Source organism: Methylobacterium sp. 1A (assembly GCF_058072805.1).
The window spans coordinates 3,049,193-3,067,802 of record NZ_JBYQVE010000001.1 but is presented as its reverse complement, the minus strand read 5'-3'; the positions used below and the strand labels follow the sequence as shown (position 1 = coordinate 3,067,802).

General features: G+C 68.8%; 16 protein-coding genes. All 16 read right to left on the bottom strand.

From position 1 onward, the window contains the following. Positions 1-369 precede the first annotated feature (369 nt). A complete protein-coding gene (locus ACX9MN_RS15005) occupies positions 370-696 on the bottom strand; it encodes a DUF1467 family protein (protein WP_020092247.1) in 327 nt (108 codons plus the stop codon). A gap of 5 nt (positions 697-701) precedes the next feature. After that, entirely contained in the window at positions 702-1,106 is a 405-nt protein-coding gene (mce, locus tag ACX9MN_RS15000; RefSeq protein WP_020092246.1) for a methylmalonyl-CoA epimerase, read from the bottom strand. Between the two features lie 272 nt (positions 1,107-1,378). Continuing rightward, complete coding sequence (locus ACX9MN_RS14995) at positions 1,379-3,052, bottom strand: ribonuclease J (RefSeq protein ID WP_489724818.1); 1,674 nt, start codon at positions 3,050-3,052, stop codon at positions 1,379-1,381. Between the two features lie 16 nt (positions 3,053-3,068). Continuing rightward, on the bottom strand, positions 3,069-3,872 hold the full coding sequence (locus tag ACX9MN_RS14990) for a biotin--[acetyl-CoA-carboxylase] ligase (protein WP_489724817.1): 804 nt from the start codon (positions 3,870-3,872) through the stop codon (positions 3,069-3,071). Between the two features lie 7 nt (positions 3,873-3,879). Continuing rightward, the gene (nuoN, locus tag ACX9MN_RS14985; protein WP_056532553.1) at positions 3,880-5,325 is read right to left on the bottom strand and encodes an NADH-quinone oxidoreductase subunit NuoN; all 1,446 of its coding nucleotides are present in this window, start codon (positions 5,323-5,325) and stop codon (positions 3,880-3,882) included. Positions 5,326-5,335: 10 nt separating this feature from the next. Then, complete coding sequence (locus ACX9MN_RS14980; RefSeq protein WP_489724816.1) at positions 5,336-6,856, bottom strand: NADH-quinone oxidoreductase subunit M; 1,521 nt, start codon at positions 6,854-6,856, stop codon at positions 5,336-5,338. A 1-nt stretch (position 6,857) separates the two neighbouring features. After that, entirely contained in the window at positions 6,858-8,981 is a 2,124-nt protein-coding gene (gene nuoL, locus ACX9MN_RS14975) for an NADH-quinone oxidoreductase subunit L (protein WP_020092242.1), read from the bottom strand. Between the two features lie 82 nt (positions 8,982-9,063). Further along, on the bottom strand, positions 9,064-9,369 hold the full coding sequence (gene nuoK, locus ACX9MN_RS14970) for an NADH-quinone oxidoreductase subunit NuoK (RefSeq protein ID WP_010686008.1): 306 nt from the start codon (positions 9,367-9,369) through the stop codon (positions 9,064-9,066). 34 nt (positions 9,370-9,403) lie between these two features. Beyond that, positions 9,404-10,024, bottom strand: a complete 621-nt coding sequence (locus tag ACX9MN_RS14965) for an NADH-quinone oxidoreductase subunit J (RefSeq protein WP_020092241.1) — start codon at positions 10,022-10,024, stop codon at positions 9,404-9,406. A 222-nt stretch (positions 10,025-10,246) separates the two neighbouring features. After that, entirely contained in the window at positions 10,247-10,735 is a 489-nt protein-coding gene (nuoI, locus tag ACX9MN_RS14960) for an NADH-quinone oxidoreductase subunit NuoI (RefSeq protein WP_007560744.1), read from the bottom strand. Positions 10,736-10,762: 27 nt separating this feature from the next. Next, on the bottom strand, positions 10,763-11,785 hold the full coding sequence (nuoH, locus tag ACX9MN_RS14955) for an NADH-quinone oxidoreductase subunit NuoH (RefSeq protein WP_020092240.1): 1,023 nt from the start codon (positions 11,783-11,785) through the stop codon (positions 10,763-10,765). 13 nt (positions 11,786-11,798) lie between these two features. Next, positions 11,799-13,880: an NADH-quinone oxidoreductase subunit NuoG gene (nuoG, locus tag ACX9MN_RS14950; protein ID WP_489724815.1), complete on the bottom strand. Its 2,082-nt coding sequence runs from the start codon at positions 13,878-13,880 to the stop codon at positions 11,799-11,801. 192 nt (positions 13,881-14,072) lie between these two features. After that, the gene (gene nuoF, locus ACX9MN_RS14945) at positions 14,073-15,374 is read right to left on the bottom strand and encodes an NADH-quinone oxidoreductase subunit NuoF (RefSeq protein WP_489724814.1); all 1,302 of its coding nucleotides are present in this window, start codon (positions 15,372-15,374) and stop codon (positions 14,073-14,075) included. A 9-nt stretch (positions 15,375-15,383) separates the two neighbouring features. After that, positions 15,384-16,745: an NADH-quinone oxidoreductase subunit NuoE gene (gene nuoE, locus ACX9MN_RS14940; RefSeq protein ID WP_489724813.1), complete on the bottom strand. Its 1,362-nt coding sequence runs from the start codon at positions 16,743-16,745 to the stop codon at positions 15,384-15,386. A gap of 10 nt (positions 16,746-16,755) precedes the next feature. Next, positions 16,756-17,946, bottom strand: coding sequence for an NADH-quinone oxidoreductase subunit D (locus ACX9MN_RS14935; RefSeq protein WP_020092237.1), 1,191 nt, complete (start codon positions 17,944-17,946; stop codon positions 16,756-16,758). Positions 17,947-17,962: 16 nt separating this feature from the next. Continuing rightward, positions 17,963-18,610 carry an NADH-quinone oxidoreductase subunit C gene (locus ACX9MN_RS14930; protein WP_056532537.1) on the bottom strand — a complete coding sequence of 216 codons (648 nt, stop codon included), beginning with the start codon at positions 18,608-18,610 and terminating at the stop codon, positions 17,963-17,965.

Genomic DNA, 18,610 nt, shown 5'->3' with positions numbered 1-18,610 from the left:
CGCTGAGGCCGCTGCCTAGGCGGAAAGCGGTATGCCCATTTGCCGGCAAGAAAGCGCAGATTTTTCTCGCAGACCCGGTGACAACACGAATTGTTGTTCCTATAAGCGTCCGGCGATGTTTGCGACGCCCGGAAGAGGTGGCGCAAGGTCCGAGTCTCGGGAGGAAAAGCGACCGCCCCGCAGCCAATGCGAGGGATATTTCAAGGTCGAGCCAGTGAAGCTTGAAAGCAAGGCCTCGGGCCTTGCTTTTTTTATTCTTGGGTCCAGTCGGCGCGGCCGTGTCGGACCACCGGGAGGGCCCGCGCCCATCTGGTTTCCCGGGCCGTGACCCGACGCGGGGCGTCTCCCGGATCGCCGCTCAGAGCCGTCCTACAGTCCAGTCAGCGGGAACACCGCCAGGGCGATCAGGAAGGCGGCGCCCGCGACCAGCGTCGTCCAGATCGCCTTCTCGCGCAGTCGCGGCGCCGCCGGCGCGCCGGGATCCTGGCCCGGAACTACGTGGCTGGGCCGCGTCTCCGGCTGGTTCCGCAGGGGCAGGACCGCGAAGAGCAGCGTCCACCAGACCACGAAGTAGAGGGCGATCGCCCCGCCCACCGTCAGCTTGAACAGGCTCACCGCCGCCGCCACGAAGGCGGCGATCAGGACGGTGATCGCCGCCAGGGTCACCGGCGTCGAGCGGGCCAGCGCGTTCATCATCCGGCTCACACCTGCTCCAGCTCGACCAGGGTGCCGAGGAAGTCCTTGGGGTGAAGGAACAGGACCGGCTTGCCGTGCGCGCCGATCCGCGGCTCGCCGGTGCCGAGCACCCGGGCGCCCTGCGCCTTGAGCTGGTCACGCGCGGCCAGGATGTCGTCGACCTCGTAGCAGACGTGGTGGATGCCGCCGCCCGGATTGCGGGCCACGAAGGACTCGATCGGCGAGCCCTCGCCCAGGGGGGACATCAGCTCGATCTTGCTGTTCGGCAGCTCGACGAACACGACGGTGACGCCGTGCTCGGGCTGCGGCAGGGGCGCGGTGATCGTCGCGCCCAGCGTGTCGCGGTAGACCGCGCAGGCGGCGTCGAGATCCTGCACGGCGATGGCCACGTGGTTGAGACGGCCGATCATGATGTTTCCTCCCCGGCGTTCTGGCCCCCTGTCCGGGAGCTTCGTTCGTTCGCGGGGAAGGCTCCGCCCGTACGCGCGAACGCGACCGGCCCCCTCTCCCGTGCGGCAGAGGGTTGGGGTGAGGGACGAGCCCTCTCCGGCAGAACCTGTCCCCCTCACCCTGTCCCTCTCCCGTGCGCGAGAGGGAACCCGGGCCCTGTCCGGCAGCCGATCGGATGATCGGCTGCTTCGGCTTCGTCTAGATTACAGCCAACCGCTATCGGCAGCCAGCTTCACACCTCCACCACCTGCACGTGGCAGGCCGGCTTCTTGCCCCACACCTCGTTGACCGCGGTGCGCACCGCCCGGTCGACCGTCTTCTCGACGCTCTCCGAGTCCTTGAGCTTGCCACGCGACATCCCCGACAGGGTGCGGGAGACGGCGTCCACCACGGTCTCGATCAGCGGCTCGCCGGACCGGCCGCGGTTCGGCAGGCCGATGATGTCCACCGCCGGCTCGCCGAGCACGACGCCGTCCTCGTCGATAGCGATTGCCACCGAGACCAGGCCGGCCTGCATCAGCTTGCGCCGCTCCGGGATCGCCCGGTCCTTCTCGTCGATCAGGACGTCGCCGTCCTTGAACAGGCGGCCGGCCTTCACGTTGTCGATCACCTCGGGCTTGCCGGGGCTCAGACGGATCAGGCTGCCGTTGCGGGCCTTGACCACGTTCTGCACGCCCTGCGCCCGCGCGAAGCGGGCGTGCTCGTCGAGGTGCAGGGCCTCGCCGTGGACCGGGATCGCGGTGCCCGGGCGGGTCCACCGGTACATCTCGACCATCTCGTCCCGGCGCGGGTGGCCGGAGACGTGGACGAGGTCGGTGCGGTCGGTGATCACCTCGACGCCCTGCTCGATCAGGTCGTTGATGATCGAGCCGACATCGCGCTCGTTGCCCGGAATGGCGCGCGAGGAGAAGATCACCTGGTCACCGGCGGTGAGGCTGATATCCGGGTGGTCGCGGCGGGAGACGCGGGCGAGCGCCGCCCGCGGCTCGCCCTGTGAGCCGGTGAGCAGCGCGACGACGCGCTCCCGCGGCAGGCTCTTCCACGAATCGGAGCGGCGGAACTCGGGCAGGCCGTCGAGGTAGCCGCACTCGCGGGCGACGTCGATCACCCGGTCCATGGCGCGGCCGACCGCGATGACCTCACGCCCGCAGGCGGCGGCGGCCTCGGCGACCGCGCGGATGCGCGCCACGTTGGACGCGAAGGTCGTCACGGCGACCCGGTGCGGCGCGTCCGCGATCAGCGTCTTCAGCGTCTCGGCGACGGTCTTCTCGCTCGGCGAGAAGCCCTCGCGCACGACGTTGGTCGAGTCGCAGACGATGGCGAGGACGCCCTCGTCCCCGAGCGCCGTGAACGCCTCCGGCGACGTCACCGAGCCGGCCACTGGGGTCGGGTCGATCTTCCAGTCGCCAGTGTGGAGGACGAGGCCCGCCGCGGTGCGGATGGCGATGGCGTTCGATTCCGGGATGGAGTGCGAGACCGGCACGTACTCGAGCTCGAACGGCCCGACGGTCACGCGCCGCCCGGGCTTCACCTCCCGCAGCTCGACCTTCGGGGCGCCGGGCTCGGACAGGCGCCGGGTCTCCAGCAGGTTCTTGGCGAAACGGGTCGCGTAGACCGGTACCTTGAGCCGGGGCCACAGCTCCGAGATCGCCCCGATGTGGTCCTCGTGCGCGTGGGTGATGAAGATCCCCAGCAGGTCCTTGCGCCGCTCCTCGATGAAAGAGAGGTCGGGGAACATCAGGTCGACGCCCGGCATCTGCTCCTCGCCGGCGAAGCCCATGCCGCAATCGACCATGATCCACTTCCGACCCTTCTCCGGGCCGAACCCGTAGAGCGCCGCGTTCATTCCGATCTCGCCCACGCCGCCGAGCGGCAGGAAGACCAGCTCCTCCTGTCCCTTAACCATCTGTCGTCGTCCAAACTCAGGCCGCCGTCGCGGCCGATCCGAAATGCACCTCGCCCGCCGTCACGGTATGCCGGTTCCCGTCGGAGGCGAGGATCACGAGCCGCCCCCCCTCGTCGATCGTCTCGAACACGCCCCGCAGGATGTGACCGCCGCTGTGCACCGCGATCTCCGATCCGAGACCCGCGGCCCGCGCGAGCCAGGCCGCGCGCAGGTCAGCGAAATTCCGTCCCCGGTCCCAGGCGCGCGCCCGCGCGGCCACCCGGTCCGAGAGATGTTCCAGTAGCGCCTCGGCGCCGCACGCGTAACCCGCCGCCGCCAGGCTCGCGGCCCCGAGACCCTCCGGCGCCGCCGCGACGTTCACGCCGAAGCCGATGACCGCGGCGCGCCGCCCGCCCGGGAGCGTCTCCGCCTCCAGGAGCAGGCCGGCGAGCTTCGCCCCGCCGAGCAGCACGTCGTTCGGCCATTTAAGCTGAAAAGATCGGGCCCCGGCGCCGGATCCGGTATCCGGCAGGGTGCCGCAGGCCGCCTCCAGCGCCTCGATCAGGGCGAGGCCCGCCACGAAGCCCAACTCGGCGAGGTGATCCGGCGCGACCCCGGCGACCGGCCAGAGCACGCTCGCCGCGAGGTTGCCGGGGAGCGAGGACCAGCTGTTGCCCCGCCGACCGCGGCCCGCCTCCTGGCGGTGCGTCACCACCCAGAGCGGGCCTGTCTCGCCGGCGCGCGCGCGCGCCACGGCCTCCGTGTTGGTGGAGCCGAGGGTGTCGTGGACGTGCAGGCGGTGGCCCTCGGCGCGCGCCGAGGGCCCGAGTCGGTAGGTCAAGGCCGTCCTAGAACAGCGACTTCGCGGCCCGGCCGGCGGCGCCGACCAGCGGCCCGGGCAGCAGGAAGAACAGCACCACCACGACGCTCGACAGGGCGAGCACGATGCGCAGGCCCGGGGCCATCGCCTCGTACGGCTCCTTCGGCTCGTCGAAGTACATGATCCGCACGACGCGCAGGTAGTAGTAGGCGCCCACCACGCTGGTCACCACGCCGATCACCGCCAGCGTCACGAGACCCGCCTTGATGGCGGCGGCGAAGACGTAGAACTTCGCGAAGAACCCGGCGAGCGGCGGGATGCCGGCCAGCGAGAACATCATCGCGGCGAGGCAGAAGGCGAGCCACGGATGGGTCCGCGACAGGCCCGACAGGTCCTCGATCTTCTCGAACATCACGTCCCGGCGCCGGAGCGACAGGATGATCGCGAAGGTGCCGAGCGTCATCGCGAGGTAGATAATCATGTAGGTGACGAGCCCGCTGATCCCCTCCTCCGAGCCGGAGGCCAGGCCGATCAGCGCGTAGCCGATATTGCCGATCGACGAGTAGGCCATCAGGCGCTTGATCGAGGTCTGCCCGATCGCCGCGAACGAGCCGAGCGCCATCGACGCGATCGAGACGAAGATGAAGATCTGCTGCCAGATCGCCGTCACGTCCGGCATCGCGCCGATGAAGACCCGCACGGTCATCGCCACGGCGGCCATCTTCGGCGCCGAGGCGAAGAAGGCCGTCACCGGGGTCGGCGAGCCCTCGTAGACGTCGGGCGTCCACATGTGGAACGGCACGGCCGCCAGCTTGAAGCACACGCCGGCCGCCAGGAACACGATGCCCAGCACGATGCCGAACCCGGCATTCTCGTTGAGCGCCGAGACGATGCCGGGGAACGAGACGGTGCCGGTGAAGCCGTAGACCAGCGAGGCGCCGTAGAGCAGCATGCCGGAGGAGAGCGCGCCGAGCACGAAGTACTTGAGGCCGGCCTCGGTGGACTTCACGTCGTCGCGGTGGAAGGCGGCGATCACGTAGGCGGCGAGCGACTGCAGCTCCAGGCCCAGGTAGAGCGCGATCAGGTCGTTGGCCGAGACCATGACCATCATGCCGATGGTGCAGAGCACGATCAGGACCGGGAACTCGAACCGGTCGATGCGCTCGCGCTTGAAGAAGTCGTGCGCCAGCAGGATCGTCGCCGAGGATCCGAGCAGCACCAGCGACTTCATCACCTTGGCGAAGGAATCGGACACGAACGCGCCCGACAGGGTCGTGACCCGGCCGTGCACCGGCTGCGAGATCACCACCGACAGGGCGACGAGGAGCAGGGCGAGGGCGCCGATGCTCACGGTCTCGGCGGAGCGGTCGCCGCGCCACGCGCCGTAGAGGATCAGGCCCATGACGCCGACGCCGAGGATCAGCTCGGGCATGAGCGGCGCCAGCGAGGGCAGGACGGAGTGGACGGTTGTCATGGTGTCCGCCTCAGCGCGGGATCGGCAGCGCCGCGGCGGCCGTCTGGGTGTTCGAGAGCGCGGTCTTGATGCTCGCCATCAGCGCGTCGGTCGAGGGCGCGAACACGTCGAGCACGGGGGCCGGGTGAACGCCGTAGTAGATCGTCAGGACGACCAGCGGCGCCAGGATGATCTTCTCGCGGGTGTCGAGATCTAGGATGCCCTGGAGATTCGGCTTCTCCAGCTTCCCGTAGATCACCCGGGCGTAGAGCCACAGGGCGTAGGCCGCCGACAGGATGATGCCGAAGGTCGAGAAGAACGCCACGTTCGGGTTCACCTTGAAGGCGCCGAGCATGGCCAGGAACTCGCCGACGAAGCCCGAGGTGCCCGGCAGGCCGACATTGGCCATCGTGAACACCATCATGGCCACGGCATAGAGCGGCATCCGCTTCACGAGGCCGCCATAGGCCGAGATCTCGCGGGTGTGCATCCGGTCGTAGACGACGCCGACGCAGAGGAAGAGCGCCCCCGACACGATGCCGTGGGAGATCATCAGGAACAGCGCGCCCTGGATGCCCTGCTCGTTCAGGGTGAACAGGCCCAGCGTCACGAAGCCCATATGGGCCACCGACGAGTAGGCGATCAGCTTCTTGATGTCGGTCTGCATCATCGCGGTGAGCGACGTGAAGATGATCGCGATCACCGACAGCGCGAACACGAAGGGCGCGAAGTCGTGGCTCGCCACCGGCAGCATCGGCAGCGAGATCCGGATGAAGCCGTAGCCGCCCATCTTCAGGAGGATGCCCGCCAGGATCACCGAGCCGGCGGTGGGCGCCTCCACGTGGGCGTCGGGCAGCCAGGTGTGGACCGGCCACATCGGCATCTTCACCGCGAAGGAGGCGAAGAAGGCGAGCCACAGCCAGGTCTGCATCTGCACCGGGAAGCGGTACTGCAGCAGGGTCGGGATGTCGGTGGTGCCGGCCTGCCAGTACATCGCCATCACGGCGAGCAGCATCAGCACCGAGCCGAGCAGGGTGTAGAGGAAGAACTTGAAGCTGGCGTAGACCCGGCGCGCGCCGCCCCAGATGCCGATGATCAGGAACATCGGGATCAGGCCGGCCTCGAAGAACAGGTAGAACAGCACCAGGTCGAGGGCGGCGAAGACGCCGATCATCGTCGTCTCGAGGACGAGGAAGGCGACGAAGTACTCCTTCACGCGGAAGTGGATCGAGTGCCACGAGGCGCCGATGCAGAACGGCATCAGGAACGTGGTCAGCAGGATCAGCGGCATCGAGAAGCCGTCGACGCCGAGCTTGAACCGGATCGTCTCGGTGAGCCACGCGTGGCTCTCCACGAGCTGGAAGCTCGACGAGGCGGTGTCGTAGCGGCTCCACGCCACCAGGGAGAGCAGGAAGGTGACGATCGTGGTGGCGAGCGCGGCCCAGCGGCTGTTGCGCGCGACCGACTCCTCGTCGCCGTTCAGCGTGAGGATGAAGGCCGCGCCGCAGAGCGGCACGATCAGCAGGCCGGAGAGGATGCCGAGGCCGAGCATGTCAGTGTGCACCCTTGGGCAGGCCGGACATCAGGTACCAGCTGATCAGGCCGGCGACGCCGATGAGCATGACGAAGGCGTAGTGGTAGACGTAGCCGGTCTGGAGACGGACCACCCCGCGGGTCACGTCCACGACGCGCGCCGCGATCCCGTTCGGTCCGAGGCCGTCGATGATCCGGCCGTCGCCCTGCTTCCAGAGGAACAGGCCGAAATCCTTGGCCGGGCGGACGAAGATCCGGTCGTAGATCTCGTCGAAGTACCACTTGTTGAGCAGGAACCGGTACAGCGACGGCTGCTGCGCGGCGAGCGCGCCCGGCAGTTCCGGCCGGCGGATGTACATCCAGTAGGCCACGACGAAGCCGAGGATCAGCATGATCAGCGGCGAGTACGAGACCAGCGCCGGGACGTCGTGGATCTCGTGCATGATGTGGTTGTTCGGGCCGTGCGCCAGGGCGTGACCCCAGAATGCCTCCATCCCCTCGCCGATGAAGCGGTTGTGGAAGATGATCCCGGCGAACAGCGCGCCGAAGGCGAGGATCGCCAGCGGGATCGTCATCACCAGCGGGCTCTCGTGGGGCGTGTGGTCGCCGTGGTGGCCGTGCCCGTGGTGGTCGTCGGCGACGAGGTCGCTCTTGTGGGCCGGCTCGATGTCGTGGCCCTTGTCGTCGTGGGCGACGCCCTCGGTGTGCCCGGGCGCGCCGTCGGCCTCGTGGGCCATGGTCGCGTGGGCCGTAGTCGCGTGGGCGACCGCGGGCGCGTGGTGCTGATCGTGCGCCGCGTGCGCACCCCAGCGGGCCGGACCCTCGAAGGTCATGAAGAACAGGCGCCAGGAGTAGAACGAGGTGAAGAACGCCGCCACCACGGTGCACAGGAAGGCGAGCGTGTGCCCGGGGCGGGTCGAGGCGTAGGCCGCCTCGATGATCGCGTCCTTCGAGTAGTAGCCGGCCGTGTAGGGGAAGCCGATCAGCGCGAGCGAACCGATCGCCATCATGGCGCTGGTGTAGGGGATGTAGCGGCGCAGGCCGCCCATGTTCCGCATGTCCTGCTCGTGGTGCATCGCGTGGATGACCGAGCCGGCGCCGAGGAACAGCAGCGCCTTGAAGAAGGCGTGGGTGAACAGGTGGAACACGCCGGCCGCGTAGGCGCCGACGCCGAGCGCCACGAACATGTAGCCGAGCTGCGAGCAGGTCGAGTAGGCGATCACCCGCTTGATGTCGTTCTGCACGAGGCCGATCGTGGCCGCGAACAGGGACGTGATGCCGCCGATCACCGTCACGACGATCAGCGCGTTGGGAGCCTCCTCGAAGAGCGGCGACAGGCGGGCGACCATGAACACGCCGGCGGTGACCATCGTGGCGGCGTGGATCAGCGCCGAGACCGGGGTCGGGCCCTCCATGGCGTCGGGCAGCCACGTGTGCAGCAGGAACTGCGCCGACTTGCCCATGGCGCCCATGAACAGCAGCAGGCAGGCCAGCGTCAGGGCGTTCCAGTCGTAGCCGAGGAGGTGGAAGCTGAGCGTCTTGATCGCGTCGACCTTGCCGAAGACGGCGTCGAACGCCACCGAGCCGGTCAGCACGAAGACCAGAAAGATGCCGAGCGAGAAGCCGAAATCGCCGACGCGGTTGACGATGAACGCCTTCATGGCGGCGGCGTTGGCCGAGGGCTTCTCGTACCAGAAGCCGATCAGCAGGTACGAGGCGAGGCCCACGCCCTCCCAGCCGAAGAACATCTGGACGAGGTTGTCGGCCGTCACCAGCATCAGCATGGCGAAGGTGAACAGCGACAGGTAGGCGAAGAAGCGCGGCCGGTGCGGATCCTCCTCCATGTAGCCCACGGAGTAGAGGTGCACGAGGGTCGAGACGGTGGTCACGACGACCAGCATCACCCGGGTCAGGGTGTCGACCTTGAAGGCCCAGTCGACCTGGAGGTCGCCGGCCGCGAACCATGACGCCACCTGCACGCGCTCGGCCGGCCCGCCGTCGATGAACACGCCCCAGGCGATCAGCGCCGTGAAGGCGAGGAAGGACGTGGTGATGTACTCACAGGCCCGCGCCCCGATGTACCGGCCGAACAGGCCGGCGATCAGGAAGCCGATGAGCGGGAAGAAGACGATCGCGTGATACATCGCTCTCTTGCAGTCCGTCCTCCGGGCCGGCCGCGAAGCGGCGGCGTCCGGATGTCACTCGGGGCGCGCGAAGGGGAAGGCCCTAGCCCTTCATCATGCTGACGTCTTCCACCGCGATCGAGCCGCGGTTGCGGAAGAACACCACCAGGATGGCGAGGCCGATCGCCGATTCGGCGGCCGCGACGGTCAGCACGAACAGGGCGAAGACCTGTCCGGTGATGTCGTTCAGCTGCGTCGAGAAGGCGACGAGGTTGATGTTGACCGAGAGCAGGATCAGCTCGACCGACATCAGGATGACGATGATGTTCTTGCGGTTGATGAAGATGCCGAGCACGCCGAGCGTGAACAGGATCGCCGCGACGGTGAGGTAGTGGCTCAGGCCGATCATCGTTCGATTCCTCCGGCTCTCGTCAGCGCGCGCATCAGACCTCGACACCCTGGCGCGAGGGGACCTTGCGGGTCTCGACCGCCATGGCCTGGGTGCGGGCGTTCTGGACCGCGATGTTCTGGCGCTTGACGCCCGGCCGGTCGCGCAGCGTCAGCACGATGGCGCCGATCATGGCGACCAGCAGGATCAGGCCGGCGAGCTGGAAGAAGTAGGCGTAGTCCGTGTAGATCACGCGGCCCAGCGCCTGCGCGTTGGTGAGGTTCTCGGCCGAGGCGACGTTGCCGAGCGGGGCCTGGACGAGGCCCGGATCGATGCTCCACGAGCCGACGACCAGCAGGATCTCGACCAGGAAGATCGCGCCGATCAGGGCCCCGATCGGAAGATACTGCTGGAAGCCCTGGCGCAGCTCGGCGAAATCGACGTCGAGCATCATCACCACGAACAGGAACAGCACCGCGACCGCGCCGACGTAGACGACCACGAGGATCATCGCGAGGAACTCGGCGCCCATCAGGACGAACAGTCCGGCGGCGTTCACGAAGGCGAGGATCAGGAACAGCACCGAGGCGACGGGATTGCGCGAGGCGATCACCATGAAGCCCGACGCGACCGTGATGCTCGCGAACAGATAGAAGAAGGCGGCTGCTGCGGTCATGCGCTGATCGGGATCGGCCGCCGGAGCGGCCCCTTCTGCCGTGCGTGGAGACGGTCCGCGGCGGGCGGCCCGTCTATAGAACCCGGTCGACGGGGGCACAACAGCGCCCCCGGCATGGCTCTAGAGCATCCCACCGGAACCGGGAACCGGTGCGACGCTCTAGGGCCTTGTTTTCGCGTCATCTTCTGCCGGGCACCGGCGACCGGTGCCCGGAACGACGGCTCAGCGATACGGCGCGTCCATCGCGATGTTGCGGGCGATCTCGCGCTCCCAGCGGTCACCGTTCAGCAGGAGCTTCTGCTTGTCGTAGAGAAGCTCCTCGCGGGTCTCCACCGAGAACTCGAAGTTCGGCCCTTCCACGATGGCGTCCACCGGGCAGGCCTCCTGGCACATGCCGCAGTAGATGCACTTCACCATGTCGATGTCGTAGCGCGTCGTGCGGCGGGTGCCGTCGTTGCGCCGGGGGCCCGCCTCGATGGTGATCGCCTGCGCCGGGCAGATCGCCTCGCAGAGCTTGCACGCGATGCAGCGCTCCTCGCCGTTCGGGTAGCGGCGCAGCGCGTGCTCGCCCCGGAAGCGCGGACCGCGATGGCCCATCTCGAAGGGGTAGTTGATCGTGGCCTTCGGCTTGAAGAAGTAGCGCATGCCGAGGATCATCCCGGACACGAACTCCTTCAGAAGGAGGCTCTTGGCGACCTGATCGAGCTTCATGCCCGGATCTCCGATGCGAAGGGGGGCTCAGGCGCCCGGCGCGAGGCCGGTCAGCTTGAGCACGAAGGCGACGACGACGACCGAGATCAGGGAGATCGGCAGGAAGACCTTCCAGCCGAGACGCATGAGCTGGTCGTAGCGGTAGCGGGGCACGATGGACTTCACCATCGCGAACAGGAAGAACAGGAAGCTGGCCTTCAGGGTGAACCAGATCACGCCCGGCACCCAGGTGAAGGGCGCGAACGGGATCGGGGACAGCCAGCCGCCCAGGAACAGGATGGTCCCGAGGGCGCACATGCTCATGATGGCGACGTACTCGCCGAGCATGAACAGCAGGTACGGCGTCGAGGAGTACTCGACCATGTAGCCGGCCACGAGCTCCGACTCCGCCTCCGGCAGGTCGAAGGGCGGGCGGTTGGTCTCGGCGAGCGCCGAGACGAAGAACACCACGAACATCGGGAACAGCCACAGCCAGTACCAGCCGAACAGGCCGAGGCTGGTGTCCTGCGCCATCACGATGCGCGAGAGGTTGAGCGAGCCGGCGCAGAGCAGCACGCAGATGATCACGAAGCCGAGCGAGACCTCGTAGGAGATCATCTGGGCCGCCGAGCGCAGGGCGCCGAGGAAGGCGTATTTCGAGTTCGACGCCCAGCCGCCCATGATGACGCCGTACACGCCGAGCGACGAGATCGCGAAGATGTAGGTGATGCCGACATTGATGTCGGCGATCGCCCAGCCGTCCGCGAGCGGGATCACCGCCCAGCTCGACAGGGCGAGCATCGCGAAGACCAGCGGCGCCAGCAGGTAGATCGCCTTGTTGGCGCCCGCCGGGATCACCGGCTCCTTGATCACGAACTTGATCAGGTCGGCGAAGGACTGGAACAGGCCGAACGGCCCGACCACGTTCGGGCCGCGCCGGAGCTGCACCGCAGCCCAGATCTTCCGGTCGGCGAGCAGCGCGTAGGCGATGAAGACGAGCAGTGCCGAGAGCAGCACGAAGCTCTTCAGCACGATCAGGAGCACGGTCCCGAGGATTTCGAGCGGCGTCATCGGTCTTGAGCTCCTACTCGGCCGCCGCGAGGGGCCGCGCCTCGGCGGCGCGCTCCCGGGCGAGGCGCGAGCACTCCGCGAGGATCCGCGAGGCGCGGGCGATCGGGTTGGTGAGGTAGAAGTCGGTCACGGGCGACGCGAAGGCCGCGCCGGTCGCGGTGCCGCCGAGGCCGGCGAGCCGGTCGACCGCCTCGGTCACGTTGCCCGGCTCGACGGCGCCGACCGCCGCGAGATGCGGGTGGGCGGCGTAGAGCGCGCGGCGCAGCGCGGTCAGCGAGTCGAACGGCAGGCGCTTGCCCAGCACGTCCGAGAGCGCGCGCAGGATCGCCCAGTCCTCGCGGGCGTCGCCCGGCGGGAAGGCGGCGCGGTTGCCCATCTGGACCCGGCCCTCGGTGTTCACCCAGGTCGCCGACTTCTCGCTGTAGGCCGCCCCCGGCAGAATCACGTCGGCGCGGGCGGCGCCACGGTCGCCGTGGCTGCCCTGGTAGACCACGAAGGCGCCCGGGGCGACGTCGCGCTCGTCGGCGCCGAGATTGAACAGGACGTCCAGCGCGCCCGCCTCCAGCATCTGCGCGAAGGTCAGGCCGCCCTCCCCCGGCACGAAGCCGAGATCGAGCGCGCCGACGCGGGCGGCGGCCGTGTGCAGCACGCCGAAGCCGTTCCCCTCGGCCGAGACCGCGCCGATCTCCTTCGCGAGGGAGGCGGCAGCGGCCAGGATGCCCGGTGCAGCATCGGCGCCGACGATCACGAGCGGCGCCTTCGCCTCCTTGAGGATCTCGAGGAAGCTGTGCTCGCCGCGGGCGAGCGCCGCGAGCGAGTCGGGGCCGGCGCCGATGTAGTGGCTCGGGTAGGTCAGGTCGACCGGCTCGCCGATCACGCCCACCGCCAGGGGCGCCATGCGCCAGCGCTTGCGGATGCGGACGTTCAGCAGCGAGGCCTCGGTGCGCGGATTGGCGCCGATGATCAGGATCGCGTCCGCCGCCTCGATGCCCGGGATGGTCGGGTTGAAGATGTAGGAGGCGCGGCCCAGCGCCGGGTCGAGGCCGGCATCGGTCTGGCGGCAGTCGAGGTTCGGCGAGCCGAGGCTCTTGATCAGCTCGCGGAGCGCGAAGATCTCCTCGACGCCCGCGAGGTCGCCGACGACCGCGCCGACGCGCTTCGGATCCGTGCCCTTCACCTTGGCGGCGATGGCCTGGAAGGCCTCACCCCAGGAGGCGGGCCGCAGCCGGCCGTTCTCGCGCAGGTACGGCCGGTCGAGGCGCTGCATCCGCAGCCCGTCGATGTGGTAGCGGGTCTTGTCGGAGATCCACTCCTCGTTGATCTCCTCGCTGATCCGCGGCTCGATCTGCATGACCTCGCGGCCGCGTGTGTCGATGCGGATCGACGAGCCGACCGCGTCCATCACGTCGACCGACTCGGTCTTGTTCAGCTCCCACGGCCGGACGTTGTAGCTCTGCGGCCGGTGCACGAGGGCGCCCACCGGGCAGAGGTCGGCGACGTTGCCCTGGAGTTCCGAGGCCATCGACTGCTCGAGGTAGCTGGTGATCTCCATGTCCTCGCCGCGGCCGATCGCGCCGAGGTCGGGCACGCCCGCCACCTCGGCGAGGAAGCGCACGCAGCGGGTGCAGTGGATGCAGCGGTTCATCGCGGTCCGCACCAGCGGACCGATATGCTTCTCCTCGACCGCGCGCTTGTTCTCCGTGTAGCGGGTCGAATCGACCCCGTAGGCCATGGCCTGGTCCTGCAGGTCGCAGTGGCCGCCCTGGTCGCAGATCGGGCAGTCGAGCGGGTGGTTGATGAGCAGGAACTCCATCACCCCCTCGCGGGCCTTCTTGGTGCCCTGCGAGCGCGTCAGCACCTCCGGCGGCTCGCCGTTCGGGCCGGGGCGGCAATCCTTCACCGCGTAGGCGCAGGAGGCCACGGGCTTCGGCGCACCCTTCAGCTCGACGAGGCACATGCGGCAATTGCCGGCGATCGACAGGCGCTCGTGGAAGCAGAAGCGCGGGATCTCGGCCCCCGCGGCCTCGCAGGCCTGGAGCAGCGTATAATCGGCGGGGACGTCGACCTCGGTGCCGTCGACGAGGATTTTTGTCATCGGATCGTCTCGTAAACTGGCCCAAACGCGCGAGGCCGGATCCCACCCACGCCCTCATCCTGAGGTGCGAGGCGCGGCCGAGCCTCGAAGGAGATGTCCAGCCCGCCTCGCGATCTCTGGAGGACTCCTTCGAGGCCCCCTGACGCAGGCACCTCAGGATGAGGCTGTGGGTTGGACACCGGCATAGCGCCCTTACTCGGCGGCCATCGGCACAGGCTCGCTGTGCGGGTTGGCGGTGTAGCGGTCGATGCGCTTCTCGATCTCGGGGCGGAAGTGCCGGATCAGGCCCTGGATCGGCCAGGCCGCGGCGTCGCCCAGCGCGCAGATCGTGTGCCCCTCGATCTGCTTGGTGACCTCGAACAGCATGTCGATCTCGCGCTTCTGCGCGCGGCCCTCGGTCATGCGCTGCATGACCCGCCACATCCAGCCGGTGCCCTCGCGGCAGGGCGTGCACTGGCCGCAGGACTCGTGCTTGTAGAAGTACGAGATCCGGGTGATCGCCGCGACGATGTCGGTGGACTTGTCGAGCACGATCACCGCCGCGGTGCCGAGGCCGGAGCCCAGGTTGCGCAGGGTGTCGAAGTCCATCTTGGCGTCGACGATCTGCTCGGCCGGCACCAGCGGCACCGAGGAGCCGCCCGGGATCGAGCACAGCAGGTTATCCCAGCCGCCGCGCATCCCGCCGCAATGGCGGTCGATGAGCTCGCGGAAGGGGATGCCGAGCTCCTCCTCGACGTTGCACGGCTTGTTGACGTGCCCGGAGACGCAGAAGAGCTTGGTGCCGGTGTTGTTCTTGCCGCCGAGGCCGGCGAACCACGCGCCGCCCCGGCGCAGGATCGTGCCGGCGACCGCGATCGACTCGACGTTGTTCACGGTCGTGGGGCAGCCGTAGAGGCCCATATTGGCCGGGAACGGCGGCTTCAGCCGCGGCATGCCCTTCTTGCCCTCGAGGCTCTCGATGAGCGCCGTCTCCTCGCCGCAGATATAGGCGCCGGCGCCGTGGTGGACGTAGATGTCGAATGGGTAGTCGTGGACATTCGACTGGCCGACGAGGCGGGCCGCGTAGGCCTCGTCCACGGCCTTCTGGAGGGCGTGCTTCTCGGCGACGTACTCACCGCGGATGTAGATGTAGCAGGCATGCGCGTTCATCGCGAAGCAGGCCAGCATGCAGCCCTCGATCAGGAGATGCGGGTCGTGCCGCATGATCTCCCGGTCCTTGCAGGTGCCCGGCTCCGACTCGTCGGCGTTGACCACGAGGTAGTGCGGGCGCCCGTCGGACTTCTTGGGCATGAACGACCATTTGAGGCCGGTGGGGAAGCCCGCGCCGCCGCGGCCGCGCAGGCCGGAGGCTTTCATCTCCTCGATGATCCAGTCGCGGCCCTGCTCCAGCAGGAACTTGGTGCCGTCCCACGCGCCGCGCTTCTTGGCGGCCTCCAGGCCCGGCGAGTGCAGGCCGTAGAGGTTGGTGAAGATGCGATCCTGATCCGACAGCATGTCAGGTCCTCACTGAGCCGGCGCCGACAGGGCCTTGGCCTGCCCCACCCAGTTCTCCCGGTCGATGCGACCCGGGAACGCGAGGTAGGTGCCGACCCAGGCGATCTCGTCGCGGGACCAGGCGGCGATCTGGTCGAAATGGTAGATGCCGAGCCCGTTCAGGCGCTGGCTGTTGCCCGGGCCGATGCCCTTGATGCGCGTCAGCTCGTCCGGCTTGCCGGCGCGGGCGGCCTCCAGCCCCGGCGGCCGCTTGCCCACGGCGTCGGCCTTCTGCTCGGGGCTCGCGTCCTTCGGCAGGGCCGCGAGCGCGCCGGCGATGCGCGCCTCCTCGGTCTCGGCCGCCACCTCGCCCTCGCTGGCGCCGGAGGCCTCCGGCTGCTGCGGGACGGCGTCGCGGTTCGGCACCGCCTGGTGGCCCTGCTCGCCGGCGGCGGGCTCGCCCTCGGCGACCCGCTTGGCCGGCGTGTCGAGCACGTCCGCGTCGCCCGGCCGGGCGGCGCCGTGCTTGGCGGTGGAGCGGCCGCGCTCGGCCGCGTCGGCGCGGTCTTCGGGCTTCACCGGGCTCTCGCCGTTGGCGGCGCGCTGGGCCGGGGCGTCGCTCACGGGACGCTCGACCGGGCGGCCGGCGTCGGGCCGGGCCGGCTTCGGGTTCTCGGCGGCCTGCTGCGTGCTGGACGCGGCTTCACCGGTCTTGGCGACCGGCTCCTCCGCCTTGCCGGCCTCCTCGAAGCGCTTGCGCCACGCGCCGACCCGCGAGCCGTCGAACAGCGTCGGGTCGGTGAGGGTGTTCACGGCGTCCTGGGGCTCGGACGAGACGCGCCCGGTCTGCGAGCCGACCTTCACGGGCCGGCCGGCGGCGAGGTCGTCCATCAGCTGGCCGAGGGACTCGGGCGTCAGGTCCTCGTAGTAGTCCTGGTTGATCTGGACCATCGGCGCGTTGCAGCAGGCGCCGAGGCACTCGACCTCGAGCCACGAGAAGGTGCCGTCGGCCGAGACGTGGCCGGCCGGGCCCAGACGGGCCTGGAGCATCTCCTTGAGGCCCCGCGCGCCGCAGGAATCGCACGGGACCGTGCCGCAGACCTGGATCCAGAATCGGCCCACGGGCTCGAGGGCGAACATCGTGTAGAAGGTCGCGACCTCCAGCACGCGGATGTTCGGCATGCCGAGCTCGGCCGCCACCGCCTCGATGGCCGCCCGCGGCAGCCAGCCGCCGTTCTGCTCCTGCGCCCGCCACAGGAGCGAGATCACCGCCGAGGCCTGGCGGCCTTCGGGGTACTTGGCGATCTGGGTCTTGGCCCACTCGGCGTTCTCGGGGGAGAACGCGAAGCTCTCGGGCTGCTCCGAGGCCGGGGCGAGTCTGCGGTTTGCCATCGCTTCTGTCTTACCGATCCACTTCGCCGAACACGATGTCGAGCGTGCCGAGCACGCAGGACACGTCGGCTAAGAGGTGCCCGCGGCACATCCAGTCCATCGCCTGCAGGTGCGCGAAGCCCGGCGCGCGGATCTTGCAGCGATACGGCTTGTTGGTCCCGTCGGACACCAGGTACACACCGAACTCGCCCTTCGGCGCCTCGACCGCGGCGTAGACCTCGCCCTCGGGCACGTGGAAGCCCTCGGTGTAGAGCTTGAAGTGGTGGATGAGCGCCTCCATCGAGCGCTTCATCTCCCGGCGCGGCGGCGGCGCGAACTTGCCGTCGACGGAGGCGATCGGCCCCTGGCCGGCGGGCTCGCGCAGCTTGGCGACGCACTGCTTCATGATGCGCACGGATTCGCGCATCTCCTCCATGCGGATCACCTGGCGATCGTAGGTGTCGCCGTTCTTCCCGACGGGGATGTCGAACTCCATCTCCTCGTAGCACTCGTAGGGCTGCGCCTTGCGCAGGTCCCACGGGATGCCGGAGCCGCGCACCATCACGCCCGAGAAGCCCCACTCCATCGCCTCGTCGACCGACACGATGCCGATATCGACGTTCCGCTGCTTGAAGATGCGGTTGGCCATGACGAGGTCGTCGAGGTCTTGGACGACCTGCAGGAACGGGTCGCAGAACGCGTCGATGTCGTCGATGAGCTTCGGCGGCAGGTCCTGGTGGACGCCGCCGGGCCGGAAATAGTTGGCGTGGAGCCGGGCGCCGGAGGCCCGCTCGTAGAAGATCATCAGCTTCTCGCGCTCCTCGAAGCCCCAGAGCGGGGGCGTGAGCGCGCCGACGTCCATCGCCTGCGTGGTGACGTTGAGCAGGTGCGACAGCAGGCGGCCGATCTCGCAGAACAGCACGCGGATCAGCTGCGCGCGGCGCGGCACCTCGATCCCGGCGAGCTTCTCGATCGCCAGGCAGAAGGCGTGCTCCTGGTTCATCGGCGACACGTAGTCGAGCCGGTCGAAATAGGGCGTCGCCTGCAGGTAGGTCTTGTACTCGATCAGCTTCTCGGTGCCGCGGTGGAGCAGCCCGATATGCGGGTCGACCCGCTCGACCACCTCGCCGTCGAGTTCCAGCACGAGGCGCAGCACGCCGTGCGCCGCCGGGTGCTGCGGGCCGAAGTTGATCGCGAAGTTGCGGATGTTGTGTTCGGTCACGGACGCTCTCCGCGGCTCAAGCCGACGTCTTCTCGTCGCCGGGGAGCACGTAGTCGGTGCCTTCCCACGGGGACAAGAAGTCGAAGTTCCGGAATTCCTGCGTCAGCTGCACCGGCTCGTAGACGACCCGCGCCTGGTCCTGGTCGTAGCGGACCTCGACGAAGCCGGTGAGCGGGAAGTCCTTGCGCAGGGGGTGCCCCTCGAAGCCGTAATCGGTGAGCAGGCGGCGCAGGTCGGGATGGCCCGAGAACAGGATCCCGTAGAGGTCGTAGGTCTCGCGCTCGTACCAGTTGGCCGCCGGGAAGACCTCGATCACGGAGGGGACCGGCGTCACCTCGTCGGTCTGCACCTTCACCCGGATGCGCAGGTTATGGCGCAGGGAGAGCAGGTGGTAGACCACGTCGAAGCGCTTCTCGCGCTGCGGGTAGTCCACGCCGCATATGTCGATGAAGTTGCGGAACGCGCAGGCCGGATCGTCGCGCAGGTAGGTGAGCGCGTAGACGATGTCGGAGGCCTGGACCACCAGCGTCAGCTCGCCGAACGCGACGGTGTGGGACACGACCGCCGGCCCGAGGGCGCCGAGGACGCGCTCGGCCAGGGCCGAGACGGCGTCGTCGCCGTAGGCCGGCTGGGTGTGGGGCAGGATCGAGATGCCGTTCGTCAT